Annotated in this window: 29 protein-coding genes and 1 pseudogene; 17 read left to right on the forward strand and 13 right to left on the reverse strand. The window is 73.7% G+C overall.

Annotation, left to right across the window (positions count from 1 at the left end; translation table 11 throughout):
- Positions 1–9: 9 nt before the first annotated feature.
- The 9 genes from IPL61_25935 (at position 10) to IPL61_25975 (ending at position 6,834) form a co-directional block, all read left to right on the forward strand.
- Positions 10–702 carry a pseudouridylate synthase gene (locus IPL61_25935; protein ID MBK9034665.1) on the forward strand — a complete coding sequence of 231 codons (693 nt, stop codon included), beginning with the start codon at positions 10–12 and terminating at the stop codon, positions 700–702.
- Positions 703–813: 111 nt separating this feature from the next.
- Positions 814–2,073 (forward strand): hypothetical protein, encoded by a 1,260-nt coding sequence (locus tag IPL61_25940; protein MBK9034666.1) that lies wholly within the window; start codon positions 814–816, stop codon positions 2,071–2,073.
- Positions 2,070–3,383 (forward strand): outer membrane protein transport protein, encoded by a 1,314-nt coding sequence (locus tag IPL61_25945; GenBank protein ID MBK9034667.1) that lies wholly within the window; start codon positions 2,070–2,072, stop codon positions 3,381–3,383. The genes IPL61_25940 and IPL61_25945 overlap by 4 nt, the downstream gene beginning before the upstream one ends.
- Positions 3,383–4,018: a hypothetical protein gene (locus IPL61_25950; GenBank protein MBK9034668.1), complete on the forward strand. Its 636-nt coding sequence runs from the start codon at positions 3,383–3,385 to the stop codon at positions 4,016–4,018. The genes IPL61_25945 and IPL61_25950 overlap by 1 nt, the downstream gene beginning before the upstream one ends.
- Entirely contained in the window at positions 4,015–4,350 is a 336-nt protein-coding gene (locus IPL61_25955; GenBank protein MBK9034669.1) for a hypothetical protein, read from the forward strand. The genes IPL61_25950 and IPL61_25955 overlap by 4 nt, the downstream gene beginning before the upstream one ends.
- A 144-nt stretch (positions 4,351–4,494) precedes the next feature.
- Positions 4,495–5,349, forward strand: a complete 855-nt coding sequence (locus tag IPL61_25960; protein MBK9034670.1) for an MBL fold metallo-hydrolase — start codon at positions 4,495–4,497, stop codon at positions 5,347–5,349.
- Positions 5,346–6,197, forward strand: coding sequence for an MBL fold metallo-hydrolase (locus IPL61_25965; protein ID MBK9034671.1), 852 nt, complete (start codon positions 5,346–5,348; stop codon positions 6,195–6,197). The genes IPL61_25960 and IPL61_25965 overlap by 4 nt, the downstream gene beginning before the upstream one ends.
- Entirely contained in the window at positions 6,194–6,565 is a 372-nt protein-coding gene (locus IPL61_25970; protein MBK9034672.1) for a cupin domain-containing protein, read from the forward strand. The genes IPL61_25965 and IPL61_25970 overlap by 4 nt, the downstream gene beginning before the upstream one ends.
- A complete protein-coding gene (locus tag IPL61_25975; GenBank protein ID MBK9034673.1) occupies positions 6,553–6,834 on the forward strand; it encodes a hypothetical protein in 282 nt (93 codons plus the stop codon). The genes IPL61_25970 and IPL61_25975 overlap by 13 nt, the downstream gene beginning before the upstream one ends.
- A gap of 219 nt (positions 6,835–7,053) precedes the next feature.
- On the opposite strand, the gene IPL61_25980 is transcribed toward IPL61_25975, so the two are convergent.
- The 3 genes from IPL61_25980 to IPL61_25990 all read right to left on the reverse strand — a co-directional run bounded on the left by IPL61_25980 (position 7,054) and on the right by IPL61_25990 (position 9,625).
- Complete coding sequence (locus IPL61_25980; protein ID MBK9034674.1) at positions 7,054–7,986, reverse strand: DUF4388 domain-containing protein; 933 nt, start codon at positions 7,984–7,986, stop codon at positions 7,054–7,056.
- 109 nt (positions 7,987–8,095) lie between these two features.
- Positions 8,096–8,974 (reverse strand): alpha/beta fold hydrolase, encoded by an 879-nt coding sequence (locus tag IPL61_25985; protein MBK9034675.1) that lies wholly within the window; start codon positions 8,972–8,974, stop codon positions 8,096–8,098.
- A gap of 24 nt (positions 8,975–8,998) precedes the next feature.
- Positions 8,999–9,625 (reverse strand): hypothetical protein, encoded by a 627-nt coding sequence (locus IPL61_25990; protein MBK9034676.1) that lies wholly within the window; start codon positions 9,623–9,625, stop codon positions 8,999–9,001.
- Between the two features lie 127 nt (positions 9,626–9,752).
- Here IPL61_25990 and IPL61_25995 point away from each other — a divergent pair, with 127 nt between their 5' ends.
- Positions 9,753–11,903: a protein kinase gene (locus tag IPL61_25995; protein ID MBK9034677.1), complete on the forward strand. Its 2,151-nt coding sequence runs from the start codon at positions 9,753–9,755 to the stop codon at positions 11,901–11,903.
- 30 nt (positions 11,904–11,933) lie between these two features.
- Here IPL61_25995 and IPL61_26000 read toward each other — a convergent pair.
- Both IPL61_26000 and IPL61_26005 read right to left on the reverse strand, forming a co-directional pair.
- Positions 11,934–13,291: pseudogene (locus IPL61_26000) on the reverse strand (sigma 54-interacting transcriptional regulator).
- Between the two features lie 70 nt (positions 13,292–13,361).
- Positions 13,362–14,981, reverse strand: coding sequence for a serine/threonine protein kinase (locus tag IPL61_26005; GenBank protein ID MBK9034678.1), 1,620 nt, complete (start codon positions 14,979–14,981; stop codon positions 13,362–13,364).
- A 103-nt stretch (positions 14,982–15,084) separates the two neighbouring features.
- Between IPL61_26005 and IPL61_26010 the strand changes: the two genes are divergently transcribed.
- The 5 genes from IPL61_26010 to IPL61_26030 all read left to right on the forward strand — a co-directional run bounded on the left by IPL61_26010 (position 15,085) and on the right by IPL61_26030 (position 20,086).
- Positions 15,085–15,531 carry a hypothetical protein gene (locus tag IPL61_26010; GenBank protein ID MBK9034679.1) on the forward strand — a complete coding sequence of 149 codons (447 nt, stop codon included), beginning with the start codon at positions 15,085–15,087 and terminating at the stop codon, positions 15,529–15,531.
- Between the two features lie 117 nt (positions 15,532–15,648).
- On the forward strand, positions 15,649–16,974 hold the full coding sequence (locus tag IPL61_26015; GenBank protein MBK9034680.1) for a hypothetical protein: 1,326 nt from the start codon (positions 15,649–15,651) through the stop codon (positions 16,972–16,974).
- A gap of 14 nt (positions 16,975–16,988) precedes the next feature.
- Positions 16,989–18,014 carry a zinc ABC transporter substrate-binding protein gene (locus IPL61_26020; GenBank protein ID MBK9034681.1) on the forward strand — a complete coding sequence of 342 codons (1,026 nt, stop codon included), beginning with the start codon at positions 16,989–16,991 and terminating at the stop codon, positions 18,012–18,014.
- Positions 18,015–18,021: 7 nt separating this feature from the next.
- On the forward strand, positions 18,022–19,623 hold the full coding sequence (locus tag IPL61_26025) for a metal ABC transporter permease (GenBank protein MBK9034682.1): 1,602 nt from the start codon (positions 18,022–18,024) through the stop codon (positions 19,621–19,623).
- Positions 19,624–19,660: 37 nt separating this feature from the next.
- Positions 19,661–20,086, forward strand: a complete 426-nt coding sequence (locus IPL61_26030) for a hypothetical protein (protein ID MBK9034683.1) — start codon at positions 19,661–19,663, stop codon at positions 20,084–20,086.
- Positions 20,087–20,382: 296 nt separating this feature from the next.
- On the opposite strand, the gene IPL61_26035 is transcribed toward IPL61_26030, so the two are convergent.
- The 4 genes from IPL61_26035 to IPL61_26050 form a co-directional block, all read right to left on the reverse strand.
- Positions 20,383–20,535: a hypothetical protein gene (locus IPL61_26035; GenBank protein MBK9034684.1), complete on the reverse strand. Its 153-nt coding sequence runs from the start codon at positions 20,533–20,535 to the stop codon at positions 20,383–20,385.
- Between the two features lie 90 nt (positions 20,536–20,625).
- A complete protein-coding gene (locus tag IPL61_26040) occupies positions 20,626–20,865 on the reverse strand; it encodes a hypothetical protein (GenBank protein ID MBK9034685.1) in 240 nt (79 codons plus the stop codon).
- Positions 20,866–20,871: 6 nt separating this feature from the next.
- Positions 20,872–21,108 carry a hypothetical protein gene (locus IPL61_26045; protein MBK9034686.1) on the reverse strand — a complete coding sequence of 79 codons (237 nt, stop codon included), beginning with the start codon at positions 21,106–21,108 and terminating at the stop codon, positions 20,872–20,874.
- 6 nt (positions 21,109–21,114) lie between these two features.
- Positions 21,115–21,333 carry a hypothetical protein gene (locus IPL61_26050; GenBank protein MBK9034687.1) on the reverse strand — a complete coding sequence of 73 codons (219 nt, stop codon included), beginning with the start codon at positions 21,331–21,333 and terminating at the stop codon, positions 21,115–21,117.
- A gap of 159 nt (positions 21,334–21,492) precedes the next feature.
- Between IPL61_26050 and IPL61_26055 the strand changes: the two genes are divergently transcribed.
- On the forward strand, positions 21,493–22,167 hold the full coding sequence (locus IPL61_26055) for a hypothetical protein (GenBank protein MBK9034688.1): 675 nt from the start codon (positions 21,493–21,495) through the stop codon (positions 22,165–22,167).
- Positions 22,168–22,381: 214 nt separating this feature from the next.
- On the opposite strand, the gene IPL61_26060 is transcribed toward IPL61_26055, so the two are convergent.
- The 4 genes from IPL61_26060 to IPL61_26075 all read right to left on the reverse strand — a co-directional run bounded on the left by IPL61_26060 (position 22,382) and on the right by IPL61_26075 (position 25,642).
- Positions 22,382–22,720, reverse strand: coding sequence for a hypothetical protein (locus IPL61_26060; protein MBK9034689.1), 339 nt, complete (start codon positions 22,718–22,720; stop codon positions 22,382–22,384).
- Positions 22,721–22,794: 74 nt separating this feature from the next.
- The gene (locus IPL61_26065; GenBank protein MBK9034690.1) at positions 22,795–23,064 is read right to left on the reverse strand and encodes a hypothetical protein; all 270 of its coding nucleotides are present in this window, start codon (positions 23,062–23,064) and stop codon (positions 22,795–22,797) included.
- Between the two features lie 80 nt (positions 23,065–23,144).
- Complete coding sequence (locus IPL61_26070; GenBank protein MBK9034691.1) at positions 23,145–23,342, reverse strand: hypothetical protein; 198 nt, start codon at positions 23,340–23,342, stop codon at positions 23,145–23,147.
- A 203-nt stretch (positions 23,343–23,545) separates the two neighbouring features.
- On the reverse strand, positions 23,546–25,642 hold the full coding sequence (locus IPL61_26075) for a transglycosylase SLT domain-containing protein (protein MBK9034692.1): 2,097 nt from the start codon (positions 25,640–25,642) through the stop codon (positions 23,546–23,548).
- 58 nt (positions 25,643–25,700) lie between these two features.
- Between IPL61_26075 and IPL61_26080 the strand changes: the two genes are divergently transcribed.
- Positions 25,701–26,873: an acyl-CoA dehydrogenase family protein gene (locus IPL61_26080; protein ID MBK9034693.1), complete on the forward strand. Its 1,173-nt coding sequence runs from the start codon at positions 25,701–25,703 to the stop codon at positions 26,871–26,873.
- Positions 26,874–26,969 lie beyond the last annotated feature (96 nt).

The raw sequence follows: 26,969 nt of genomic DNA on the forward strand, positions 1-26,969 counted from the left end.
GAGGTCGCGATCGCCTGGCGCGACGAGCGGTTCGTCGTGGTCGACAAGCCGGCCGGGGTCGCGGTCCACCGCGGCTGGGCCGCCGGCGGCGACGACGACGAGCCGCTCTTGCAGCGCGTGCGCGATCTGGTCGGCGCGTACGTGTGGCTGATCAACCGGCTCGATCGCGGCGCGTCGGGGGCGGTGCTGTTCGCGCTCGACGCCGCGGCCGCGCGCGCGGCCTCGGACGCGTTCGCCGCGGGCACCGTCGACAAGCGCTACCTGGCGATCACCCGCGGCCACCCGCCGGCGCACCTGGTCATCGACTACGCGATCCCGACCGAGGTCGGCGGCCCGCGCGGCGACGCGGTCACCGAGCTGCGCTGCCTCGAGACCTTCGGGCGCTACGCCCTGGTCGAGGCCCGCCCGCGCACCGGCCGGCTCCACCAGATCCGCCGCCACTGCAAGCACATCTCGTGTCCGCTGATCGGCGACGTCAAGTACGGCAAGGGCGAGCACAACCGCATCTTCCGCAGCGAGCACGGCCTGGCGCGCCTGGCGCTCCACGCCGCGCACCTGGGCCTGACGCACCCGCTGGGCGGCCCGCCGATCGCCGTCGACGTGCCGCTCGCCGCCGACCTCGTCGGCGCGATCGCGAGCTGCCGGATCGCCTACGCGCCGGCGCCGACGACGCCGCCGCCGCCGCCGCCGGCGGAGACCTGACGCCGAGACGTGACGCCGAGACCTGGCTCCGCGCCGACCTGGCGCTGCGGACCCGCTGATCGCGCGCCCGCGGATCGCCGCGCCGTCATCACCTGAGGTACCGTCACCGCGATGGTCCGCCGCATCGCGCTGGGGGCTGCGCTCGTGGCCGCGATGGCCACCGGCGCGGCCGGGTCGCCGCTCGATCTGTTCGGGTTCGGCGGCCGCTCGCCCGGCCTCGCCGGCACTGGCGTCGCGACGTCGACCGACTACGACGCGGTCTACCTCAACCCGGCCGGCCTGGCCGAGACCCCGCGCAAGCGCGCCACCGTCGGCGGCCTCGCCGGCGACTTCCGGCTCGAGCTCGGCGGCCAGGACAGCGGCACGACCAGCCCCCGCGGCCTCACGATCGGCGGCCAGGTGCCGATGCCGCTCGGCGGCGCGCTGCGCGATCGGGTCGGGCTGGGCTTCGGCTTCTACGTGCCGTCCCAGGCGATCAACCGCGCGCGCGCGCCGTTCCCCGGCACGCCGACGTTCGCGCTGCTCGAGAGCCGCGCGTTCGTGGTCGGGCTGATGGTCGCGGTCGGCGTGCGCGTGACCCCGCGCTGGTCGGTCGGGCTCGGCGTCAACGCGCTCGCGGTGCTGCGCGGCACGATCGACGTCACGATCGACGGCGCCGGCCGCTTCACGACCCAGAGCGAGCAGCGCCTGCTCACGCGGTTCGCGCCGATCGCCGGCGCGCGCTGGCACCGCTCGCCGACCACCGACGTCGGCCTGGTCGTGCGGGCGCCGTCGCGCTCGGACTACGACATCGAGGTCACGAGCGATCTCGGCGCGGCGCTGCCGCTGACCCTGCCGATCATCCACATCGCCGGCACCGCCCAGTACGATCCGCTGATCGTCGCGGCCGAGCTGGCGTGGCGGCCGGCGCCGTCGACGACCTTGACCGGCCACCTGGCCTGGCACCGGTGGAGCGCGTTCCCGCTGCCGACCGAGAACCCGGTCGCCGGCACGGCGCCCCAGGGCCCGGCCGACTTCCACGACACCGCGGTGCCGCGGGTGTCGATCGAGCACGCGCGCCCGGCCGCCGGCGGGGTCGTGACCGCGCGCGCTGGCTACGCGTTCCTGTGGAGCCCGGCGCCCGAGATGCGGGGCCGGCAGTCGCTGCTCGACAACCACCGCCACGAGCTCGCCGCTGGCGTCGGGCTGGCGTGGCCGGGCCGCGCGCTGCCGCTGCACGTCGACGCCTGGGTCCAGCTCCACCACCTCGTGGCCCGGCGCCACCGCAAGGACGCCACCCTGTTCGGGCCCGGCGACGAGGTGCCGTTCACGGTGCTCTCGACCGGCGGCGACCTCGTCGTCGGCGGCCTCACCGTCGGGGTCGACCTGTGACGGCCGCCCGCTGGGCCGCCGCGCTGGCGCTGCTCGTGGCCGCGCCCGCGGCCCGCGCCAACCCCGCTGACGCGTACGGCTTCGGCGCGCGCGCCCAGGCCATGGCCGGCGCCCAGGTGGCCGGCGCCGACGACACCAGCGCCGCCTACTACAACCCGGCGCTGCTGGCCGCGTCGTCGGCGATCCGCATCGACGTCGGCTACCAGCTGGCGGTGCCGCGCCTGACCATCGACGGCCACGACACCGGCGTCGACGCGTCGCGCGGGCTGGCGATCGGCCTGGCGGTGCCCGGCCAGCTCCTCGGCGGCCGGCTCGCGGTCGGCGCCGGGCTGTTCCTGCCCGACCAGCACATCACCCGCACGCGCACGCTGGCGTCGGCGCAGCCGCGGTTCGCGCTCTACGACAACCGGCCGCAGCGGCTGTTCCTCGCCGCGAACATGGCCGTGGCGCTGCCGCGCGGCGTCTACCTCGGCGCCGGCATCGCGTACATGTCGAGCACCCAGGGCACGGTCGCGCTCGACGGCGTGGTCGGCTTCCCCGACCCCGGCGTCAGCCAGCTCGACCTGGCGATCGACGTCGATCTCAAGACCATCCGCTACCCGCAGGCCGGCGTCGCGTGGGAGGCGCTGCCGTGGCTCACGCTCGGCGCGTCGTACCGCGGCGGCTTCCGCCTCGAGATCGATCAGACCTTCGACATCACCGGCGACGTCGGCACGCCCGGCGTCGATCCGGTCGTGGCCGACGGCTCGCTGCACCTGCGCTCGCGCGCCCAGGATCTGTTCCAGCCGGCCCAGGTCACCGTCGGCGCCGCGGCCCGGATGACGCCGCGCTGGACCGTCGACTTCGACCTGGCCTGGCACCGCTGGAGCGCGTTCGAGAACCCGGCGGCGCAGATCGAGATCGGCCTCGACCTGGGGCAGTTCCAGGACCTCGTCGACATCCCGCCGCAGGAGCCCCTGCCGCTGCCGCACTACCACGACATCGCGGTGCCCCGCCTCGGCGTCGAGCACACCCGCGGCGCCACCCGCTGGCGCGCCGGCTACGCCTACGAGCCGTCGCCGGCGCCGGCCCAGCAGGGCGCGACCAACTTCATCGACAACGACAAGCACACGCTCGCGCTCGGCGCGGGCGTCGACCAGGCCGGGCTCGGCGGCATCGTGCTGCGGCCGATCTCGTTCGACGTCGCGGTCACGGCCACCTGGCTGCCGGGCCGCGACCACCGCAAGCTGCTCGCCGCCGACCCGGTCGGCGACTATCGCTCGGCCGGCGTGATCGTCACCGCCAGCGTCATGTCACGGTGGAGGTTCTGATGCGCGCGCTCCCCGCCGCCCTCGCCCTCGCCCTCGCGCTGCCCGCGTGCGGGTTCGGCCTCGCCGACGACAGCTCCGGCGGCCACGACGATCTGCCCGCGACCGGCGCCGGCCCGTTCAAGCGACTCGAGTACGACAGCGCCACCCCCGCCGACGAGCCGTGGCTGGCCACCGACCCGGTGCTCGAGCTGACCGAGCCGGCGCTGTGGCCGCGCCGCGGCGGCGGCTACCTGGCGTTCGTCACCCGGGAGAGCGCCGCCGAGCCGGCCGGCGACACCTCGATCTGGCGGGCCGAGCTGTCCAGCCTGACCGAGCTGCCGACCCCGTTCGCGTCGGTGGTCGAGCCCGACCTGTCGTGGGAGGAGGGCCACGTCGGCGCGCCCGCGCTGATCGCCGACGGCGGCACGCTGGTGATGTTCTACGCCGGCGGCGCCGGCATCGGCCGCGCCGACTCGACCGACGGCGGCGTCACCTGGACCAAGTGGCCCGCGCCGATCCTGACCAACGCCACCTCGCCGGGGCGGCCTACGACGGCGCGAACTGGCTCCTGGCGTTCGTCGACGCCAGCGGCGCCATCGGGGTGGCCCGGTCGACCGACGGCCACGACTTCGTCCGGGACCCGGACCCCATCATGACCGCCCGCGTCGACGATCCCGACGCCTTCGATCACGTCGGGGTGGCCGCGCCGGCCCTGGCCTGGCTGGTCGAGGGCACCGGCCGGGGCCACTGGGCCCTGTGGTACGCCGGCCTCGAGAAGTCACCCGCCGCGGGTGACAACCCGCTGTACGCGATCGGCTACGCGGCGTCCTGGGACGGGGCGACGTGGAGCCGGCTGCCCGGGAACCGGCCAGTCGCCGCGGCGCCGGCCGCTGACCCCAGCGTGGTGATCTCGGGCAATCACGGCCTGATGGCGTTCGCCGCCTTCAACGGGCGCCGATCGGCCATCGGCCTGGCCACGACCCCGTGAAGTTCGCCGGAGCCCCGCAGCGCGTGGTATCGTCCTGACGCGCATCGCGCCGCCATGAAAGTCCGATTTTGGGGCGTTCGCGGCTCCATTCCCGTGCCGGGACCCAGCACCAATCGCTACGGCGGTAACACGTCGTGTGTCGAGGTGCGTCCGCGGGGCGCCTGGCCGATCATCATCGACGCCGGCACCGGCATCCGCCGCCTGGGCAAGGCGCTGATGGACGAGCGCTTCGGCGACGGCTCGGGCACGGCCCACATCCTGATCAGCCACACCCACTGGGACCACATCCAGGGGATGCCGTTCTTCTCGCCGCTGTACCGGGCCGGCAACAAGATGCACGTGTTCGCGCGCCAGCGCGGCGACACCCACCTCCAGGCGGTGTTCGCGTCCCAGACCGAGGACCCGTACTTCCCGGTGCCGCTGTCGGCGCTCGAGGCCTCGATCGAGTTCCACGAGCTGGTCGAGGGCAACCGGTTCGCGATCGACAAGACCCTGGTCACCTGCACCCAGCTCAACCACCCGTGGATCGCGATGGCGTACCGGCTCGACTGCGACGGCGCCGCGGTCGTGTACTGCTCCGACACCGCGCCGTTCTCGGACATCTTGCTCGAGCACGAGTTCATCTCGAAGCCGCCGACCGGCGAGCCGCTGCCGCGCGCCGTCGCCGACAAGCTGGCGGCGATGCGCGCGTCGCTGGTGGCGCTGTGCCGGGGCGCCGACCTGCTCATCTACGACACCCAGTTCACGATCGACGAGTACAAGCTGCGGCCGCACTGGGGCCACTCGACGCCCGATGACGCGATCGCGATCGCGCGCGAGGCCAAGGTCAAGAAGCTGTGCCTGTACCACCACGCGCCGATGCGCTCCGACGAGGCCCAGGACGCGATCCTGCTGGCGGCGCGGTGGGCGGTGAAGAGCCACGGCGACGCGTTCGAGGTGATCGCCGCCTACGAGGGCCTCGAGCTGGTCCTCGGTGACGACGACGGGGTCGGCCCATGAAGATCCGGTTCTGGGGCGTGCGCGGCTCGATCCCGGCGCCCGGCCCCGAGACCAACCGCTACGGCGGCAACACCTCGTGCGTGTCGGTGACCTCGGCCGGCGGCGAGCTGGTGATCATCGACATGGGCACCGGGCTGATGCACCTGGGCAACCACCTCTTGCCGTCCGCGTTCGGCAAGGGCGGCGGCCGCGCGACGATCTTGCTGTCGCACGCCCACTGGGATCACATCCAGGGCCTGGGCTTCTTCGCGCCGGTGTTCATCCCCGGCAACCAGTTCGCGCTGCACGGCCACGGCCGATCGTCGGCGATGCTCGAGGGCATCCTCGAGGGCCAGATGAACCCGAACTTCTCGCCGCTGTACACGCTCAAGAACCTGGGCGCGTCGATCGACGTGCGCGCGGTGGTGCCGGGCGAGCCGTTCGAGATCGGCGACCTGCGCGTGACCGCCCAGCCCAACCCCCACGGCACGACGACCGCGCTCGCGTTCCGGATCGACGAGGGCGGCCGCAGCTTCGTCTACGCGTCCGACGTCGGCTACGGCCCCGACGGCCCGACGCCGGAGGTGCGGGCGCTCTACCGCGGCGCCGACGCGCTGCTCCACGACACCACCTACACGCCGGCCGACCAGGTCCACCGCCAGGCCCGCGGCTTCTCGTCGTACGAGCAGGCCGCCGACGCCGCGATCGCCGCCGGCGCCCGGCGCCTGGTCACGTTCCACTACGACCAGGACTACAGCGACGCCGACGTCGACGCGCTGTGCGCCGCGTGCCGCGCCTACCTCGACGGCCACGGCGGCGCCGCGATCGAGCTGGTGCCCGCGGCCGAGGGCCTCGAGCTGTCGCTGTGACCGCGGCCGCCGTCGTCGATCTCGCGGCCGCGTTCGCGCAGATCGCCGAGCCCTGGAGCCCGCGCATCGTCGGCGCGCTCAACGGCCAGCACGTCAAGCTGGCGCGCCTGGCCGGCGAGTTCGTGTGGCACGACCACGCCGACGCCGACGAGCTGTTCCTGGTGGTGCGCGGCACGCTGGTCATCCGGCTCGACGACGGCGACCTCACGCTCGGCCCGGGCCAGCTCACGATCATCCCGCGCGGCGTGCGCCACCTGCCGGTCGCCGTCGACGAGGTCTGGGTGCTGCTGTTCGAGCCCGCCGGCACGGTCAGCACCGGGGCCGCCACCGACGACCCGCGCACCTCGACCGGCGCGTGGCTGCGGTGACGCCGCCGCGCCCCGCCCCCGATCCGGCCGCGCTCCAGCGCCTGCAGCGGACGGCCGCGGCGGTCATCGGGATCCCGGCGGTGCTCGGGGTCATCCTCGCGCTCGCCCAGGCCTGGCCGGCGACGATGGTGATCGACGCGCTGGCCCGCGACGACGGCCGCTACTCGCTCAAGGCCGCGATCCTCGGCACCATCGCGCTCTTGCTGCTCGCGGTCCTGGCCGCGCTGATCCCGATCGTCCTGATCGTCCGCGTCGTGCGCCGCCGCTGACCCGTCCCCTGACGGCCCGCGCCCGGTCGGCGCGAGCGGGGCGTCGTCACTGGAGTCGTGCGAGGGACGACCTGGCCGCCGGTGCCGAAGGTCGGGCACCCAGCAGCGCGCGACGCGAGCCCAGGCGTGTCGTCAGGGCCCGTCGTCAGGGGCGCGCGACATCACCGCGCGTCGTCAGATCAGAGGCGCGACATCACCGCGCGACGTCACCGCGCGACGTCACGGCACGACGACGAATTCGCGCTTGATCAGCGCGACCAGCGTGTTCGCGCAGTCGAGATCGGTGCCCGGGTAGTGATCGAGCACCTTCTGCAGCTGGCCGTGGTCGAGCACGAGCTGGAACGTGTCGAGCTCGGCCGGCGTCAGGTCGCGCAGGCGGCCGGCCAGCGGCGTCGGCACCGCGAGCGGCGAGCCCGGCGGCGGCAGCAGGTGGGCGACGTTGTTGATCTCGTCGAGCTGGCGCACGCCCTCCATGAGCAGCGCCTCGGTCGACTCCTGGATCTCCTCCATCACCTGGATCTCGACCGACGGCTCGAGCTCGAACGTGCCGGTCTGCCAGGTCAGCATCCGGTAGATCGCCTTCTGCGGCGACAGCGCGAAGTCGTCGTTGATCGCGGCGAAGTAGAGCTGGCCCTTGCGCAGGTAGATCTTGCCGACGCCGCCGCTCGAGCCGATCGACAGCACGCCCGACTTGCGGCTGGTCGACAGCAGCTGCAGCAGGTCGGGCAGCGGGATCTCCTCGATCACGCCCGACATCGGCCGGCCGGCGGTCGAGCTCTGGCGGGCGGCGCCGGCCTCGAGCTTGCGGCGGGCCTCGGCCTCGGTCGGGGCGGCGGCCTGCTCGCTGACCTGCACGACCTTGATGATCGAGGTGCCGACCAGGATGCGGTCGCCCTCGGTCAGCCGCGCGCGCCCGGCGATCTTCTCGCCGTTGACGAAGGTGCCGTTGGTGGAGCCGACGTCCTGGATCAGGATGTCGTTCTCGGTGGTCGTGATCTTGGCGTGGCGCCGGGAGACCATGTCCTCGACCAGCACCATGTCCAGATCACTGGACCGGCCGATGATGATCTCGCGGTTGACGCGCAGGGGGAACTCTCCCCCCTGGTACTTGCCGGAGATGAAACGAAGCGCGAAGCGTGGCCGTTCAGTCATGGGGCGGGCGCGCGCTCGGTCTGGCTACCAAACCGTTACGCTGCATCAGGAAAATTGTAGTTCGAGGTCGGCGTCGAGCGCAAGTCGGCGACAGGAAACAAGCGCGCGCTCACGGCTCCTCGAGCGGGTCGATGGGCGAATCAGGATCGGCCGGCGGGCGCAGGATGGTCGAGACCCGGTGATAGACGTCCTCGGACACGACCAGGCTCGAGTGCCCGAGCGGCACCGTCACCGGCGTCGAGCCCTGCACCTTGGTCCGGCGCAGCGGGACGACCCAGTCGCGGGCCGCCGCCAGCGTGTACGCCTCGAGCCCCGGCGGCATGGGCCCGGCCGCGAGCTCGTCGAGGAACCGGCTGCGCGGCAGGAGCTGCCACGACGACGTCGACCACAGCCCCAGGGTCGCGATGCCGGCCAGCGCGACCCACGTGCCCTGCACCGGCGTGCCCATCATGATCAGCTTGCGGATGCGCGCCGCGCCGCCGAGCTTCTTGGCGTAGTACAGGCCGATCAGGCCGCCCATCGAGTGGCCGAGGATGTCGATCTTCTGCCACGGCGAGCCGGCCAGGATCCGCTCGACCTTGGTGCGGATGAGGAACGCCGAGCGCCGGATGTCGCGGGTGTTGACGGCGCCGATGTTGAACGAGATCACCATGAAGCCGTCGTCGCGCAGCCGCTTCTCGAGGAGGTACATCGAGCCGCGGGTGCCGAGGAAGCCGTGGATCAGCAACACCGGCGGCGCGCCGGGATCGAGCTCGCTGAAGTTCTCCTGCCGGCGCACGCGATTGCCGCGCGCGAGGCCGCGCAGGTACGCGAGGCCGTCGGCGCCGCCGACCAGATCCTGGCCGACGACGCTGCGGCGCCCGAGCCAGCGCGACGGCGCCTCGCCGATCCAGCGCGCGACCCACGACGACCGCTGCACCGCCGCCCGGGCGCTCTCGCGCAGGTTGGCGAGCTTCCGGCGCTGGGACGGGTCGTCTCGATCGCTCATTCGGCGGCGCTCATGCAGCATCGGCTACGGGACGTCGTGGAAGCCCTGTTCGATGAGTCTAGAACATTCCACCGCGTACGCGTGCGCCGCCTGGGCAGATCCGGGGTACTCGACCACGCTCCAGACGCCGTGCTCGCCGAGCTTGCCGCGCCGCGTCACGACGGATGAGCCGGACCGGTAGATGAGCGAGAATTGCGAGTCACTGCGCATGGATCGGGCATCGCCGCGGGGCGCTCGGCCAGGCGGCGGCTCGGGCGCGGAGGGGGCGCGATGGACGATCTCATCGGGGGTCGGCAGGTAGGTCAACGCCGCGTCCGCGAAGCCCAGGGCGCTCTGCGCGACCGCGACCCAGTCGGGCTGGTCGGCGTGGGCCAGGACCGCGACCGGGGGCGGGGCCACCACCATCGGCGGCTCCAGGGGCGTCGGCGCCACGGCGACCGGCGGGGCAACCGGAGTCTCGGGTGTCACGGGTGTCACCCGCGCGACGGAGGTCGGCGCGACGACCGGCGCGCTCGCGACCGGCGAGGCCGGCGGCGCCGGCATCGGTAGATCGAGGTTGACCGGGGGTGCCGCCGTCGACGCCTTGGCACGACGGTAGGGTGCACGGGTCGCGTTGGCCCGCAGTTCCTGTCGAGGGGTGCGCTTCGCCATAGTTCTGGCGTGCCAGGGTTCGGCCCGTGGGGCCAGTTTTCAGCGCCCGCGCTCGACCGCGTCGACGGGGGCCGTCGGGACGTCGGGACCGACCCTCACGCCTCACTTCTGCGGTACATTCCGATAGGTGGTCGCGCCCACTGGCCGACGGCTAGGCCGTTATCACCTCGTCGAACCCATCGGCGCGGGTCCGTGCGGCGAGGTGTTCCGCGCGAAGGTGGTCGGCGTCGCGGGGATGGAGCGGCAGTTCGCGATCAAGCGGTTCTACCCGACCGTGCTGGCGCGGCCCGAGGCCAACGCCCGGCTCCAGCAGGCCACGCGCACGTACGGCGGGCTCGATCACCCGCGCATCGCGCGGCTCGCCGAGCTCGGCGTCGCGAGCGGCTCGACCTTCACGGCCACCGAGCTGGTGGTCGGGCTCGACATCGGCCGCCTCGCCGAGATGGCCGCCAACGATCGCGATCGCGTCCCCGCCGGCGCGGCGCTGGCGCTGGTCTCGGCCGCGGCGCGGGCGATCGGCTACGCCCACGGCCGCGGGGTCAGCCACGGCGGGCTGTGCCCGACCAACCTGATCGCCACCCTCGACGGCGACGTCAAGGTCACCGACTTCGGCATCATCTCGTGCCGGTTGGGGCCGCGGCCCGCGGCCGACGAGACGCTGGTCGCGCGGATCCCGTACCTGGCGCCGGAGCAGCTGCTCGGTGAGGCGGTCGCCGCGGCGGCCGACGTGTTCGCGCTCGGCGTGATCGCGTACGAGCTGGTCAGCGGCGTGCGACCGTTCGTCGGTGGATCCGCGGCCGAGATCGAGCACGCGATCGTGTCGGGCCGCCCGGCCCAGCTCGAGCTGCCGCGGCCGATCGCGCGCGTGATCGATCGCTGCCTCGCGCGCTCGCCGTTCGAGCGGTTCCCCGACGCGCGGTCGCTGGCCGACGCGCTCGACGCGGCGCTGCGGCTGTCGCCGCTGAGCGGCAGCCGCCAGGACCTGGCCACGCGCGTGCGCACCGCGACCGAGCACCTGACCCGCCTCAACGAGCAGCAGCTCTCGGGCGCGCTCAACTTCTCGGTGCCGATGCCGCAGCGCGGCAACGTCGGCGCGTTGCCGCTGCCGCCGCCGACGAGCGCCCCGCCGACGCCCCCGCCGACGCCCCCGCCGCTGCCGGCGCGCCCGTTCCGCGCCGGCGCCGTACCGCCGCTCCGGGTGCCACCGACCGAGCCCGGCGACGAGATCACGCGCGCGCGCGACGGCGCGCCGAGCCACGTCGAGCTGTCGATCGGCGACGAGACCGCGCCGCGGATCGAGCCGCTGTGGCCCCCGACCGAGCCGGTCCAGCTCCTGCGCGGGCCGGCCCCGATGCTGGCGCCGCCGCGCGTCGCCCCGGCGCCGCCACCGCGCGTCGCCCCGCCGTCCCAGCCGCCGCCGACGACGCTGCCGCCGCCGACGCTGCCGCCGCCGATGGGCGAGCCGCCGCCGCGCGCGCGGCCGCAGTCGTCCCACCCGCCGATGGCGATGGTGCCCATGACCGGCCCGCCGCCGCTGCGCGTGGCCGCGCCACCGGCCCGCCGCCGGCGACCGTGGGCGATCGCGGCGGTCGCGCTGGTGGCGATCGCCGGCGGCGGTGCGGCGCTCGTGGCGACCCGCGAGCGCGGGTCGGCCACGCCCGACCCCGGGCCCACCGTCGCGCGCGTCGACGCCGGCGCGCCGGGCCCGGACGCCGACGCGATCGCGATCGCGCCGACGGCCCCGGTCGACGGCGCCGTGATCGCCCTCGCGCCGCCCCCGCCCGATGCCGCGGCCGCGGCGCCCCCGCCCGACGCCGCCGCCGCCGACGCCGCCGCCGGCGTCCCGCCGCCCCCGAGCGACAAGGTCGTGATCACGTCGACGCCACCGGGCGCCATGGTCTACCTCGATGGCGCCGATCAGGGCGTCACGCCGCTGACCCTGGCGGCCACCGCCGACGAGCACGCGCTCGCGGTGTTCGCGCCCGGTCACGACCTGTACCTCGCCACGATCGACGGCAGCGGCGTCCACGACGCGGCGCTGACCGCGCTGGCGCCGCGCACCGGCCGCGGCGGCATCAAGGTGCGCTGCAAGGCCAAGCGCCGCTACTACGTGTTCATCGACGGCGAACCGACCGGCGAGCTGTGCCCGACCGAGCGGGTGCCGGTCGATCTCGGCACCCACACCGTCGAGGTCTACGACCTGCTGACCGAGACCCGGCGCTCGTCGTCGGTGCGCGTGGTCCAGATCAGCCGCTCGACCCGCATCAAGATGGATTGAGCCCGCGCGGCGAGAGGCCGGTCGCCCGGCCTACTCCTCGTCGGCGTCGTCGTCGAGCTTGGCCCGCGGATCGAGCGCGTACTTGCGGATCAGCTCGCGCAGGTGCTTGCGATCGATCTGGGCCTCGCGGGCCGCGGCCGACAGGTTCATCTTGTGCCGGCGCATCAGGTCCTCGATGTACTCGCGCTCGAACATCTCGACCAGCTGGCCCTTGGCCTCCTTGAACGGCAGGTCGGTGCGGATGCCCAGCGCCGGCGCCGCCTCCTGGCCCAGGAGCGCGTCCTCGATGTTGACGTTGCCGTTGCGCGACAGCAGGCACGCGCGCTCGATCGCGTTGCGCAGCTCGCGCACGTTGCCCGGCCACGAGTGCCGCACCAGCTTGGCCATGTCGTCCTGCGCGCACGTGAGCTGCGGCCCGAACGACTGCATGAAGTGCCCGACCAGGAGCGGGATGTCGGCGCCGCGCTCGCGCAGCGGCGGCACGCTCACGCGGATGACCGCGAGCCGGTAGTACAGGTCCTCGCGGAACGCCTTCTTGGCGACCTCGGCCCGCAGATCGCGGTTGGTCGCGGCCACGACCCGGACGTCGATCTTCTCGTAGACGTTCGAGCCGACCTTGCGGACCGCGCGCTTGTCGAGCACGCGCAGGAGCGACGGCTGCAGGTCGAGCGCCATCTCGCCGATCTCGTCGAGGAAGATCGTGCCGCCGTGGGCCTCGGCGAAGGCGCCCTTGCGGTCGGTGATCGCGCCGGTGAACGAGCCCTTGACGTGCCCGAACAGCATCGACTCGATCAGCTCGCGCGGCACCGAGCCGCAGTCGAACACCACGAACGGCCCGTCGCGCGCGGCGAGTGGTTGTGCAACGCCTCGGCGATCAGCTCCTTGCCGGTGCCGGTCTCGCCCTCGATCAGCACGGTCGCGTTGGTGGCCGCGACGTCGGTCAGCAGGTGGAACAGCTGCCGCATCTTGGTGTCGGCGCCGACGATCGACCCGAACGCGGTCTCGGCCGACGGCTCGGGCTCGACGACCTCCTCGTCCGGGAGGAACTTGATGACGGTGCGGCCGAGCTTGACCTCGGCCCCGAACCCGATCGAGATCTTCTCGAAGCGCGAGTCGCCGATGAACGTGCCGTTGGTCGAACCTTGATCGATCATCAGGACCTCGTCGCCGACCAGCTCGGCCACGAGGTGCTTGCGCGACACGGTCTTGTCCGACAGGCACAGCTCGCAGCTGGGCGCGCTCCCGAACGCGACCGAGCGCTCGGTCAGGCGCACCGACTCGCCGCGGTCGGGCCCCTTGATGACCAAGAAGATGCCGCCTCGGTTCTGCCGTGAAAACGACGGAACGTCGTCGAGCAGAGCGGTGACGTTGGACCGGTCCTTCGTCATGAAGCGGGTGCCCGAGATGGTAGCGCCCGCCGGCGCCACATGTCCATGCCGGCTGGCCGCTCGATCGCGATCACGGTCCGTCGGCGCCAGCGTCCGCGCTCGCCGCGGCGTCCGCGCCACCGTCGACCTGCGGCGCGGCCCCGCCGGCGGGCACCGCCGCCACGCCGGGCCCCGACGCGATGATCGCCCCGGCCACCGCCGCCGCGACCAGCAGCGCCGCGCCGATGATGACCGGCATGAGCCAGCGCCGCCGGTTCGGCTCGGCCGGCGGCGGCGCCGAGATCAGCCGATCGCGGCCCGCGCGCGGGGGCGGCGCCTCGAGCCGCGCCTCGCGCCGCGCCGGCACCGGCTGGCGCTCGGCCAGCGGCAGGGGCGTGGCGGTGTTGGCCCGGAGCGGGGCCGCGCCCGGCTCGCTGTCGAGCCGCGCCGACAGGTCGCCCCAGTCGACCAGGGGCTTGGCGCCGCGCTGCTCGAGCTCGGCGATGTTGACCATCGACGTCAGCTCGAGCCGCTTGAGCCGCCCGAGATCGACGAGCCCGCTGCGATCGTTGCGATCGCGGCGCCCGCCGTCGCTCCGGGCCGCGGCCAGCGCGCCGACGAGATCGTCGAGGCCGCCGTCGTCGTCGTCGAAGCCGCGGGCGTCGAGCTGCTCGGTGCCCTCCTGGACCTCGACCCCGCTGGCGGCGTCGTAGACCTCGGTGCCGGCGCCGCCGAGCTGCGCGGTGTGGCCGCCGATCTGCTCGCCGACGTCGCGCCACTCCTCGGGCGGCCCGCACACCTGGCGCAGGTGGGTGGCCAGCTCGGGCGCCGAGATCATGAGGCTGTTGCGGTGGGCGCACCGGAGCAGCGCCTCCTGGAACTCGCCGGCGGTCTGGTAGCGGGCGTTGGCGTCGATCGCGAGGGCCTTGAGCATGACCTTGTCGAGCTCGGGCGGCAGGCCCGCGACCTTGCGCGACGGCAGCTCGACCGGCTGCGAGTAGATCTCCTCGGCCGAGGTGGTCAGGCCAGCCGCGACGAACAGGCGCTCGCCGGTCAGGAGCTCGTACAGGCACACCGCCAGCGAGTACAGGTCGCTGCGGTGATCGAGCGGGTCGCCCTTGGCCTGCTCGGGCGACATGTAGCCGATCTTCCCCTTCACCTTGTAGAAGATCGACGTGTGGGTCGCGGCCTTGGCGATGCCGAAGTCGGTCAGCTTCACCTCGCCGTTGCGCGACACCAGGATGTTCGACGGCGACACGTCGCGGTGGATCAGGCGCAGCGGCGCGCCGTCGGGCCCGGCCTTGCTGTGGGCGTAGGCCAGCGCCGACAACACCTCGCGGGCGACGTAGATGCCGGCGGCCGGGCCCAGCTTGGCGCGGCGGCGCTTGGCGCGCTTCGCGAGGGTCCGCAGGTCGGCGCCGTCGAGGAACTCCATGACGATGAAGTGCTCGGGCCCGGCGGTGACCAGGTCGATCGTGTGGATGATGTTGGCGTGGTCGAGGGTCGCCGACAGCCGGGCCTCGCGCAGGAACAGGTCGATGAACTCGGGTTGCTGCGTGAACTCGGGCAGGAGCTGCTTGAGCACGACCTCCTTCTCGAACCCGCCCGCGCCCAGCTTCTTGCCCAGGTAGATCGCCCCCATCCCACCCTCGGACAGGAACTCGAGCACGACGTAGCGCTCGATCGGCGCGGAGGTGCCGCCCTGGACCATCCGCGCGACTGTAGCAGCTCTGGCACGTCGTCCGTTTCGGGCGCCGGATCACAGCCCGTAGTTGTCTCGGCCGCGCGGCTGGGCTAGCTTGAGCGGGCTGACCGTGGCGCTCGCTCGTCCTGCACCGCACCTCCGCCAGGCGCTCCGCGCCGGGCTCGGCGTGCGCGTGGTGGCGCTGTGCTCGGCGCTGGCGCTCCTGCTGGCCGGCGGCCTCGAGCTGTACCACCAGGCCACGACCCGCCACGTCCGCTGCGCCGAGCACGGCGAGCTGGTCGACCGGCACCAGAGCGCCAGCGCGGCGCTGACGGTCGACGACCACGCCGCCGATGGCGTCGGCGTGCGCGGTCGGCCGGGCCCCGCCGACGCCGGCCCCGGGCACTCGCACTGCGGCCTCGCCTGCGCCGCGCCGACCCAGACCGTGAGCCCGCGCCGCGTCGCGGTGACCACGCGCCCGACCACGGCCACGATCGTCGCGCTCGACGGCAACGCCCGGGTGACCCTCGGGCGCGGCGTCTACCGCAGCGCCCCCAAGACCTCGCCGCCGGCGTAGCCGCGGCCCGCGGAGCGCGCGGCCGCCTGCCAGCTCAGGTGCGCGCCGGGTCCGTCCCGGCTCCCGCCGCGCGTCCGCCCGGACCTGCGGCACCGCTGCATATCTCCAGGAGCGCGCGTGCGCGTCTCACACGTCTCGATCACGTTCGCGTGGCTGATCCTGGCCGGGGTGACCCCGGCCGTGGCCCAGACACCCCCGGCGGAGCCTCCGCCACCCCCTCCCACCCCGACGGCGACCGACGATCCGGCGGCGCTGGCGGCCAAGGTCGACGCGCTCGCCGCCGACCTCGAGGACGTCCAGGGCGAGAACGAGGACCTCCGGTCCGAGCTCGTCGACCTGCGCGAGCGCGTCGCCGCGAGCAAGCCGCCGACGTCGCTCACCGCGCTCAACCCGCAGATCACCGCGTTCTTGAACGGCGCGGCCCGGTTCGACGACCGCCCGGTCTACACGCCCAACGGCGATCGCGTCGACGACCGCCTGTTCATGCGCACGCTCGAGGTCGAGCTCCGGGCCGCGGTCGATCCGTTCGCCGACGCGGTCGCGATCCTGTCGCTCGAGAACGAGCTGGCCGATGGCTTCGGCGTCGACCTCGAGGCGGGCTACGTCGTCATCAAGCGCCTGCCGGTGCTCGAGTCGGCGCCGCTCGGGCTCAAGCTCAAGGTCGGGCGCTACCGCGCGCCGTTCGGCCTGGTCAACCGCATCCACATGCACGACCTGCCGTGGACCACGCGGCCGCTGCCGATCAGCCGGTTCCTCGGCAACGAGCACGGCGAGCTGTTCGAGGGCGGCTGGAACCCGGTCGGCGTCGACGCCGAGGTCATCCTGCCGGAGGTCATCCCGGGCGCGGTGATGGAGGTCAACGCCGACGTCGTCGACGGCGGCGCGGTCGCGATCAGCGGCATCGGCGCCGACGAGCACCACCACCTCGGCTACCTCGGCCATTACAACTTGTTCTTCACCGTCGCCGACGCCCACGACGTCAACCTGGGCGCGTCGGCGTACCTCGAGCGCGGCGACCACGAGGCCCGGCTCTACGGCGTCGACCTGCTCTACAAGTGGAAGCCGGTCGCGGCCGGCGAGTTCCACAGCGTCGTCCTCGGCGGTGAGCTGATGATGGCCGACCGCCGGTTCACCCGCGACGACGGCACCGAGGCCCGGACCAAGCCGCTGGCCGGGTACGCGTTCGGCCAGGTCCAGCTGTCCTGGCACACCTACCTGGGCGCGCGCTTCGACCTGGCCCAGGACGTGGGCGACGCGTCGATCACGACCAAGGTCGCGGCCGGGTACCTCAGCTACTACACGTCCGAGTTCCTCCGCTTCCGGGCCGGCTACGAGCACCGCTGGAGCGACGTCCCCGCCGACGACGGCATCAACTCGTTCATCACCGAGGTGAACGTGGTCTTCGGCTCGCACCCCACCGAACCCTACTGGGTCAACCGCTGATTCGGAGCCTCCCCATGCGCACCATCCTCGTCATCCTCGCGACCGCGCTCGTCGCGCTCGCGCACACCGCCACCCCCGCCGCCGCCGGCCCCAAGAAGGTCACGGTGGTCACCACGCTCAACGTCCTGGCCGCGGTCACCAAGGAGATCGGCGGCGACCGGGTCGCGGTCAGCGCGCTGGCCAAGCCCAACCAGGATCCGCACACGCTCGTCGCCAAGCCGACCTACAAGGTCGCGGCCAAGAACGCGCGCATGTTCGTCGAGCTGGGCCTCGGCCTCGACGGCTGGGCGTCGGCGGTCACCGACGCCTCGGGCAACCCGGGCATCCAGCTCGGCCAGCCCGGGCGCGTGGTCGCGTCCGATGGCATCACGACCAAGGAGCTGCCGACGACCTTGTCGAAGTCGTGGGGCGACATCCACCCGCAGGGCAACCCGCACGTCTGGCTCGATCCGGTCAACGCCAAGCAGCTCGCGGCCAACATCGCGGCCGGCCTCACCCGGGTCGACCCCGACGGCGCCGCCACCTACGCCGCCAACCTCAAGGCGTTCCAGGTCAAGCTCGACGACGCGCTCTACGGCCGCGCCCTGGTCGAGGAGTACGGCGCCAGCAAGCTCGAGCGGCTGTCACGCCGCAACGAGCTGGTCGACTACCTGAAGACCAAGGGCACGTACGCCAAGCTCGGCGGCTGGCTCAAGCGGGCCGAGCCGCTGCGCGGCCTGAAGATCGTCACCTACCACAAGACCTGGATCTACTTCTGCGACCGGTTCGGCATCACGATCGACGGCGAGATCGAGGAGAAGCCCGGCATCCCGCCGTCGCAGGACTACCTGGCGCGGCTGATCAAGAAGGTCCAGGCCGACGGCGTCAAGGTGCTGTTCGTCGACCCGATCTACCCGAGCAAGGACGGCGCGTTCATCGCCGGCAAGACCGGCGCCAAGGTCGTGTCGAGCCCGATCGACGTCGGCGGCGCGCCTGGCACCGGCGACTACTTCGCGCTGATCGACACGCTGATCACGCGCGTCCTCGCGGCGGCGAAGTAGGCCGGCCGTGGGCTACCTCGATCAGCTGATCTCGATCAACGGCCTGCCGCTGCTGGCGTGCCTGGCGGTGTCGGGGATCCTGGTCTACCTCGGCATGCACGTGGTCGAGCGCAAGGTCATCTTCGTCGACCTGGCGCTGGCGCAGATCGCCGCGCTCGGCGTGATGTGGGCGATCCTGATGGGCTACGACCACGAGACCGAGACCCTCGCGGTCACGCTCTACTCGCTGGCGTTCACCGCGGTCGGCGCGCTGATCTTCTCGATCACCCGGACCCGCAACGAGCGGGTGCCGCACGAGGCGCTGATCGGCATCATCTACGTCACCGCCACCGCCGGCGGCCTGGTGCTGGCCGATCGGTTCGCGCTCGGCACCGAGGCGCTCAAGGAGCTGATCGCCGGCCGGGTCGCGCTGGTGACCCCGGCGATCCTGACCAAGCTGGTGATCACCTGCGCGCTGGTCGGCGCGGTGTTCCTGATCCTGCACCGGCGGCTGATGCGGATCAGCGCCGACCCGGCCGCGGCCGAGGCCGCCGGCATGTCGATCCGGGCGTGGGACTTCGTCTTCTACCTGCTGTTCGGCGTGCTGATCACCCAGTCGGTGTCGGTGCTGGGCGTGCTGCCGGTGTTCGCGTACCTGGTCATCCCGGCGGTCGCGGCGGCGTTCCTGTTCGAGTCGGTGCGGGCCCGGCTGATCTTCGGCTGGATCTTCGCCGGCGTGATCAGCCTGGTCGGGCTCGAGACCGCGCGGGCGTCGCAGCTCGATCCCGGCCCGACGATCGTGTGCCTGTTCGCGGCCGCGCTCGTGATCCTGGGCGTGTTCCTGTTCCTGCGGGCGCGCGGGTTCGCCGGCCGCGCGGTGTTGCAGGTGGTGGGCCTGGCGGTGGTGTTCGCGGCGTTCCTGGGCGGCACGCTGATGTTCCGCAAGCCGCAGCGGACCGACGAGCTGGCCGCCGCGGTCGAGTTCGCGCGCTCGGGCGATCCGACCCACATGCGCCAGGCGATGGTCAGCTTCCGGAACTTCCCCGACGAGCGGACCCGCTGGATCCCGCTGGTGCTGCCGATGGTGAGCGACGCCGACCCGGTCGTGCGCGACGCCGCGACCACCCTCTTGGTCGAGGTCAAGGCGGTCGAGGCCGCGGCGCCCCTGGCCGCGCGCCTGGGCCCGGGGGTCGAGCCCGACGACAACCTGCGCGAGGGCGTGATCCGGGCGCTGCGCGCGCTCGGCGACGCCAGCGTCGTGCCGGCGCTGGTCGACGCGGCCGCGCGCGAGGAGGAGCCCGACCTCGCGGTGGCGCTGGCGATGGCCGGCTTCGATCTGGCCGTCGCCGGCCACGACGACGAGCTCCGGCGCGCCGGCGACGTGCTGATCCAGATCGCGACCGACGACGGCGCCCCGCGCGCGGCCCGGCGCGACGCCGCCGACGCGCTCCACGCCCACGTCGCGATCGACCCGGCCGCCACCGACGACGCCGCCCGCGCCGCGTGGTGGCGCGCGCACCGCGACCTGCTGGTGTGGCAGGCCGAGGCCCATCGCCTGACCGCGCCGGCCGGCGACCCAGGCGCGCCGCCGCCGGCCGAAGTTCCGCCGGCGCCACCCGCCGGCGGCTGACCCGCGACCGGCGCGCCGAAACCTGCCAAGCTGGGGCGTGGCCTCGCCCCGCTATCCGCTGGCTCGGGTCGGCGAGCTGCGCGCCGAGGTCGCGACCGAGCGCGTGCGCGATCTGGCGAGCGCGCTGGCCGACGAGGTCGAGGCCGAGGCCGCGCTGGCCGGCACCGCCGCCGCGGTCGCGCGGCTGCAGGCCGCGATCGCCGCCGCGGGCGCGCTCGCCGGCCCCCGGCCGGCGTGGGCGCTGGCCCAGCGCGACGCCTACGCCGCGCGGCTGCGGCGCGACCTCGACCGCGCCCGCGCCGCGCAGACCAGCGCGGCCGCCGCGCTGGCCGAGCGCCGCACGACCACCGCCGCCGCCCGCGGCGCCGCCGCCACCGCGCGCGCCGAGCGCGACACGATCGAGCGCCACCGCACCGACTGGGACGACGCCCAGCGCAAGACCCGCGAGCGCCGCGAGGACTGACCGGCAGTCGATCCGGCCGGGCCGCTGCGCGCGGCCTCGGCGGGCGACAGTCTCGGCGCGGCGTGGTGTACGATGGCGTATTCACCTATCGGGGGTTCCATGTCTCGCCTCGCTTCGCTGCTCGGGCTCGTCGTTCTCACTGCCGTCGTGGCCTGCGGCGAGGTCGGCGGCGGTTCGCCGATCGACGCTCCACCCACGCCGACCTTCACGCTGACCGCCGCCACCAGCGGCAACGGCGCCGGCACGATCACCTCGGCGCCAGCGGGCATCAGCTGCGGCGCCGACTGCACCGAAACCTACGATGAGGGGACCGTCGTCGCGCTGACGGCCGCGCCGGCGGCCGGCTCGACGTTCATGGGCTGGACCGGCGGCGGCTGCTCCGGCACCGGGGCCTGCGAGGTCACCGTCACCGCCGCGGTCACGGTCACCGCGGCGTTCGCCCTCGACAACTCGCTGATGGTCACGCTGGCGGGCAACGGCACCGGCTCGGTGACGTCGACCCCGGCGGGCATCACCTGTGGCGCGGACTGCGACGAGGTCTACGCGTCGGGCACGGTCGTCACGCTGACCGCGGCGCCGGGCGCCGGCTCGACGTTCATGGGCTGGTCCGGCGGCGGCTGCTCCGGCACCGGCACCTGTGTGGTCACGCTCACTGCCGCGGTGGCGGTCACCGCGACGTTCGGCCTGAACCAGGTCGTGCTCACCGTGGTCAACGCCGGCGCCGGCTCGGGCATCGTCACGTCGGCGCCGGCCGGCATCACGTGCGGGGCCGACTGCACCGAGAACTACGACCTCGGCACGACCGTCACGCTGACCGCGACCGCGGCGGTCGGCTCGACGTTCGCGGGCTGGTCGGGCGGCGGCTGCACCGGCACCGGCACGTGCGTCGTCACGATGACCGCGGCGACCGCGGTCTCGGCGACGTTCACCAACAACCCGACGCTCGCCGTGACCCGGGCCGGCAACGGCGCCGGCACCGTGACGTCGACGCCCGCCGGGATCAACTGCGGCGCCGACTGCACCGAGGTCTACCCGTCCGGCACCAGCGTGGTGCTCACGGCGACCCCCGCGACCGGCTCGACGTTCGCCGGCTGGTCGGGCGGCGGCTGCTCCGGCACCGGCGCGTGCTCGATCGGGCTCACCGCCGACACCACGATCACCGCGACCTTCACGCTCAACGTCCTCACGCTCACGGTCGCGCGCGCCGGCACCGGCACCGGCACCGTGACCTCGACGCCCGCCGGCATCAACTGCGGGGCCGACTGCTCCGAGCCCTACAACTTCGGCACGATGGTCACGCTCACCGCGGCCCCGGCGGTCAGCTCGACGCCACCGCGACGTCGTCGCCCGCCGGCATCAACTGCGGCGCGACCTGCGCGGCCAGCTTCAACTACGGCACCGCGGTCGTGCTCACCGCGACCCCCAGCGGCGGCGCGGTGTTCAGCGGCTGGTCGGGCGGCGGCTGCAGCGGCACCGGCACCTGCGCGACGACGATCACCGCGGCGGTCACGGTCACGGCGACGTTCGCCGCCGGGATGTGCGACAGCTTCTCGATCGGCAACACGACGACGATCCCGGGCTGGACCGAGCGCGCGGGCGACTGGGTCGTCAGCGGCGGGCTGCTGCGCGACAGCACCGGCACCTCCGGCACGATCTACAGCCGCCACATCACGATGGACAACAGCACGCAGACCGACGGCTGCGTGCGCTTCACCGCGGTCTACAGCGGGGCCGGGACGATCGCGTCGGCGGGCGCCATCCTGCGCTGGACCCCGCCCATGAACTACATCGTCGCGCTGGTGCAGGACAACACCAACTCGGGCACCTGGAACACCGGCTACATCTACCAGTACCCCGCCGTCACCAGCCTCACGCCCTCGATCTCGGGCGCCTGGGGCACCACGCCGGCCGTCGAGGCGTGCGTCAATGGGACCACCGTGACCCTGCGCGTCGACGCCGCCCGCGACGGCGTCTACGAGAGCTCGGCGATGGGGACCACGACGCTGACCGGCGCCGGCCTGTCCGGGATCATGACGCTGTCGGCGTCCTCGGCGGTCGACGACGTCTGCTGGGGTCCGTGACGCGGGCGCGGGTCGCGATCGCGCGCCGCGGCGCGGGCGGTCCACCGGCGCGCCGGGCCGGCGCGCGGTCGACCTCGACGACGCGCTGACCGACGCCGGACCTCGGGCGTAGGCGGGCTGGGCCCCAGGGGCGCTGGCGACGCGCCCACGATCGAGCGCGGCCGAGGCGCCGGCCGGGCGGACGAGACGCGGGGGCGCCCAGGGCCGCGCGCGCTCAGCACCGCGTCGGCCCGATCCAGATCCGGATCCGGCGGCGCCACGGCAGGTCGACCCAGCGCGGCGCGGCCCAGGTCGGGACCACCCAGGGCGCGCCGTCGGCCGTGACCCGGGCGCCGCCGAGCGCCAGGCTGACCTTGGCCGCGTAGGTCAGCGCGATCGCGTCCATCGACAGCACCATCAGCTCGCCGCCGGGGCCGGCGGCGCTGGGCCCCCACTCGAGCTCGACGTTGCGGGGGCTCGCCCGGCGGGCGCCGACCTCGCGCTGGAGCTGCGCCCGCCACTGATCCGAATCGAGGGGCGCCGCGAACTGGAAGCGGGCCATGCACATCGGCATCACCGCACTCTGCCACGCCGCTCAGCGCGCGCGTGCCGCCGCCTCAAGCTCCCGTGTTCATTGCCGCGGGGGGCTCAGACGGCCTCGGCGGCCTTCAGGATCAGGTCGATGAAGTCGTGGCGGATGCGGATGAGGCTGCTCGACTTCGCCGCCTCACGGATGCCGATCGGGACCAGCTCGCCGGAGGGGCGGTCGCCGGTGATGTCGTCGCCGTCGGTGATGTTGAGGACCTTGACCTTGTCGGCCTTGGCGGGCGGCGTCGGCTGACCGGCCTTGGGCTGGGCGACCGCGACGGCGGTGAGCGAGAGCATGATGGCGAGCGACAGGGGAGCGATGCGCTTCATGCGGGGAAGGACACGGACCCGGGCGCACGGTTGCGCGGCGCCCAGGTGCGCAGGTGCACCGGCCACGGGCGCACGCCGGGTCAGTCGTCGACGAACCCGCTGGGCGCGCCCGGCGCCGCTGCGCCGCGGTAGGCCAGGACGCTGGCGACGCAGGCGATCGCCAGGCCGATCGCGAGCGCCAGGAACACACCTGCGCCGCCGGCCGGCCGCGGGCGGGCAGGCCCCGCGAGGAACCCGTCGACGTCGAACCAGGCCCTCCGCGCCGATCGTCGTCCCACCCGGGGCGGCGATCAAGCCGTCGGATCGTCGTCGTTCCGCGCGCGCGCCGCCGTGGTCGAAGACCCGCCGGACCACCGCGGTCAACGCCGGCCGGCTGGCCTCGTCGACCGAGGCTGGCTCGCGATCAGGCCGGTCAGCGGCAGCCCAAACGTGACCGCGATCAAGTGACCGCGATCAAGTGACCGCGATCAAGTGACCGCGATCAATACGTCAGGTCGTCGACGATCGTCCCCTGATCGACCACCAGCGGCTGGGCGTAGACCTCGCCGGTGTACAGGTAGACGTAGCGGGCGTAGTTCTCGGTGACCTTCTTCATGTACTCGCGGGTCTGGACGTAGCTGACCAGCTCGACGAACTCGTCGATCGGCCGCGCGCCGTTCTCGGCGACCCACTTCACCACCGGGCGCGGGCCGCTGTTGAACGAGCCCGCGCCGATCGGGATCTGGCCGTTGAACTTGGCGAGCAGCCTGCCGATGTACCAGCTGCCGGTGTGGATGTTGAGCTCGGGCGCGTACAGGTCGCCGGGCGCGTAGGTCAGGTGGAGCTGGCGCGCGACCCGGATCGTCGTCGCCGGGATCATCTGCAAGAGGCCCTGGGCGTCGGCGTACGACAGCACCCCCGGGTCGTAGCCGCTCTCCTTGCGCATGATCGCGTAGAGGTAGTACGGCGGGCTGCCGCCGAGCGGTCGGTACCGCTCGACGAGGTCCTTGTAGGCCTCGGGGTACGCGTGGAGCCACCACGGCCGGGCCCGGCCCTCGGCCGGCGTGTCGAGGGCGCCGCCGTCGTAGGCGTTGGCCAGCTTCCACGGCCGCGTCCAGTTGCGGCCGGCGCCGTAGCGCTCGAACAGCACCGCCAGCGCCTGCGCGCGCGGGTGCCGCTTGACGAAGCCGCGCTCGCGCCGCGCCAGATCGACGCCGGCGTCGGTGGCGAGCCCGGCGGTGATCAGCTCGTCGAACGCGCGGATGGCGGGGTCGGCGACGAGCGCCGGCTCGATCGTGTCGGCGATCTCGGGCCCGCGCGGGCTCGGCGGCGTCGTGCCGAACGGGCCGATCGCGACGCCGCGCTCGCCCAGCCGCGCCGTCGCCAGCAGCGCGTACCAGGAGAACGGCCAGCGCCCGACGATGCGCTGGTAGATCGGCGTGGCCTCGTCGGCGCGGCCCAGGCCGTCGAGCGCGCGCGCCTGCCAGTAGGCGCCCTTGCCGGCCTCGAGCGAGCCCGAGCGCGCGGCCAGCTTGGCCAGGTGCGGCAGCGCCGCGGCCCGATCGCCGACCAGGTAGTGGCTCATGCCCAGGAACCACAGCGCGTCGTCCATCCACTTCGACTTCGGATAGCGGCGGATGGTCTCGGCCAGCGGCCCGATCGCCTTGCGGTAGTCGCCGCGGTTGAACTCGAGCCAGCCGGTCAGGTACTGCGCCTCCTCGGCCCAGGAGGTCTTCGGGTACTGCTTGACGACCCGGCGGTAGTGCCGGATGGCGTCGTCGTCGTGATCGGCCCGCGACAGCGCGCGCGCGCCGTGGAACAGCGCCTCGGCCGAGCGCATCTCGTCGGCGACGCTCAGCAGCAGGCGGCCGGCGTCGGCGTAGCGGCGGCGCATCTTGAACAGGGTCGTGCCCAGCCAGTAGTCGCGGCGGATCCGCGTGGCCTTGGGCACGCGCGCGTCGATCATCGTCAGCTCGGCGACCGCGGCGTCCCAGGCGTGGGCGCTGACCAGGCGCTGGGCCCGCGCGATGCGGTCCTCGGCGGTGTACGTCGGCGCGGCGCCGGCCGCGACCAGCGCGCGATCGGCCTCGGCCGCCAGCGGGTGGGCCGGGTAGGTCGCCAGGAAGTCGCGCAGCGCCGCCTGGCCGCGGGCCGGGTCGGCCTCGCCCGCGGCCACCGCGATCCGGTAGGCCACGACGCCGAGGTCGGCGTGGTCGTCGGCGTTGGGCGCGGCCCGCAGGCGCGCGTAGCTGCGCGCGGCGTCGACCCGCTGGCCCAGGTCCCAGGCCGCGTCGGCGGCGCGCCACGCGGCGGTGCGCGCGAACCGCGAGTCGGGCATGGCCGCCAGCGCCGCGAAGGCCCGGGCCGCGTCGGCCGGGCGCTGGTCGAGGAGCGCCACCTGGCCGCGCAGCCACAGGAGGTAGTCGGGGTTGGCCAGCGCCTCGGGCTCGAGGCCGGCCAGGGCCGCGGTCGCGCCGGCCAGATCGCCGGCGTCGTAGGCCGCGAACGCCTGGCCCAACCGCTGGGCCGCGGCGTCGTCGGCGCGGGCGGAGGTGGCCGTGGCCAGCAGCACGCACGCGACGACGGTTGCTCGCACCATGGGCCCGGGAGTATACCGCCGGCGACCGCGTGGCGCCTGGCCGCGCGAGGAGGACCCCATGGCCGGCGCCTACCGCGGACTCGACTACTACGGGATCGACGAGCTCTTCACCGAGGAGGAGCGGCTGATCCGTGACACCGTGCGCGACTTCGTCTCGGACAGGATCGTCCCGACGATCGGCAAGCACTTCACCGCGGGGACCTTCCCGCACGAGCTGGTGCCGGTGTTCGGCGAGATGGGCCTCCTGGGCGCGTCGCTGACCGGCTACGGCTGCCCCGGCACCAGCGCCACCGCCTACGGGCTGATCTGCCAGGAGCTCGAGCGCGGCGACTCCGGCATCCGGTCGTTCTGCTCGGTGCAGTCGAGCCTGGTCATGTACCCGATCTGGGCCTTCGGGTCGGAGGAGCAGAAGCAGCGCTACCTGCCGGGCATGGCCGCCGGCACGCTGATCGGCTGCTTCGGGCTGACCGAGCCCGACTTCGGCTCGAACCCGACCGGCATGCTCACCACCGCCCGGCGCACCAGCGGCGGCTACGTGCTCAACGGCACCAAGCGCTGGATCACCAACGGCTCGGTCGCGCAGGTCGCGCTGGTGTGGGCCAAGCTCGACGGCGTCGTCCACGGCTTCCTGGTGCCGACCGCGACCAAGGGCTTCACCGCCCGCGACATCCACGGCAAGTGGTCGCTGCGCGCGTCGACCACCAGCGAGCTTCACCTCGAGGACGTCGAGGTCGGCGAGGACGCGCTCCTGCCGGGCGTGCGCGGCATGCGCGGCCCGCTGTCGTGCCTGACCCAGGCGCGGTTCGGCATCTGCTTCGGCGCGATCGGCGCGGCCATGAGCTGCTACGACGAGGCGCTGGGCTACGCCAAGGACCGCGTGCAGTTCTCGCGGCCGATCGCCGGCTACCAGCTGGTCCAGCAGAAGCTGGTCGAGATGGTCTCGGAGATCACCAAGGGCCAGCTCATGTGCTGGCGGCTGGGCCAGCTCAAGGACACCGGCAAGCTCGAGCCGCGCCACGTGTCGCTGGCCAAGCGCAACTGCGTCAGCGTGGCGCGCGACATCGCCCGCGACGCCCGCGACATCCTCGGCGCCAACGGCGTGACCGACGACTACCAGTGCGGCCGGCACATGCTGAACCTCGAGAGCGTCTACACCTACGAGGGCACCCACGACATCCACACGCTCGTGGTCGGGCAGGACGTCACCGGCCTGGCCGCGTTCGATGGCTGAGGCGCGCGCTCCGAGCAGGATCGCGCGCTGGGCCCCGGGGCGCGGCAGGTGGTCCGCGGCGATGCGTCGACCGACGTGGTCTGGCGGTGACGCCCG

The sequence above is a fragment of the Myxococcales bacterium genome (assembly GCA_016717005.1).
Lineage (GTDB): Bacteria > Myxococcota_A > Polyangia > Haliangiales > Haliangiaceae > UBA2376.

Coding starts and splice junctions, on each gene's coding strand:
- IPL61_25950 (MBK9034668.1), top strand. CDS start 3,383: ATGCGCGCGCTCCCCGCCGCCCTCGCCCTCGCCCTCGCGCTGCCCGCG.
- IPL61_26065 (MBK9034690.1), bottom strand. CDS start 23,064: ATGAAGCGCATCGCTCCCCTGTCGCTCGCCATCATGCTCTCGCTCACC.
- IPL61_26075 (MBK9034692.1), bottom strand. CDS start 25,642: ATGGTGCGAGCAACCGTCGTCGCGTGCGTGCTGCTGGCCACGGCCACC.
- IPL61_25955 (MBK9034669.1), top strand. CDS start 4,015: ATGACCGCCCGCGTCGACGATCCCGACGCCTTCGATCACGTCGGGGTG.
- IPL61_26020 (MBK9034681.1), top strand. CDS start 16,989: ATGCGCACCATCCTCGTCATCCTCGCGACCGCGCTCGTCGCGCTCGCG.
- IPL61_25940 (MBK9034666.1), top strand. CDS start 814: ATGGTCCGCCGCATCGCGCTGGGGGCTGCGCTCGTGGCCGCGATGGCC.
- IPL61_26080 (MBK9034693.1), top strand. CDS start 25,701: ATGGCCGGCGCCTACCGCGGACTCGACTACTACGGGATCGACGAGCTC.
- IPL61_25990 (MBK9034676.1), bottom strand. CDS start 9,625: ATGGCGAAGCGCACCCCTCGACAGGAACTGCGGGCCAACGCGACCCGT.
- IPL61_26060 (MBK9034689.1), bottom strand. CDS start 22,720: ATGCCGATGTGCATGGCCCGCTTCCAGTTCGCGGCGCCCCTCGATTCG.
- IPL61_25980 (MBK9034674.1), bottom strand. CDS start 7,986: ATGACTGAACGGCCACGCTTCGCGCTTCGTTTCATCTCCGGCAAGTAC.
- IPL61_26050 (MBK9034687.1), bottom strand. CDS start 21,333: ATGCCGGCGGGCGTCGAGGTCACGGTGCCGGTGCCGGTGCCGGCGCGC.
- IPL61_25985 (MBK9034675.1), bottom strand. CDS start 8,974: ATGAGCGATCGAGACGACCCGTCCCAGCGCCGGAAGCTCGCCAACCTG.
- IPL61_25965 (MBK9034671.1), top strand. CDS start 5,346: ATGAAGATCCGGTTCTGGGGCGTGCGCGGCTCGATCCCGGCGCCCGGC.
- IPL61_26005 (MBK9034678.1), bottom strand. CDS start 14,981: ATGGTCCAGGGCGGCACCTCCGCGCCGATCGAGCGCTACGTCGTGCTC.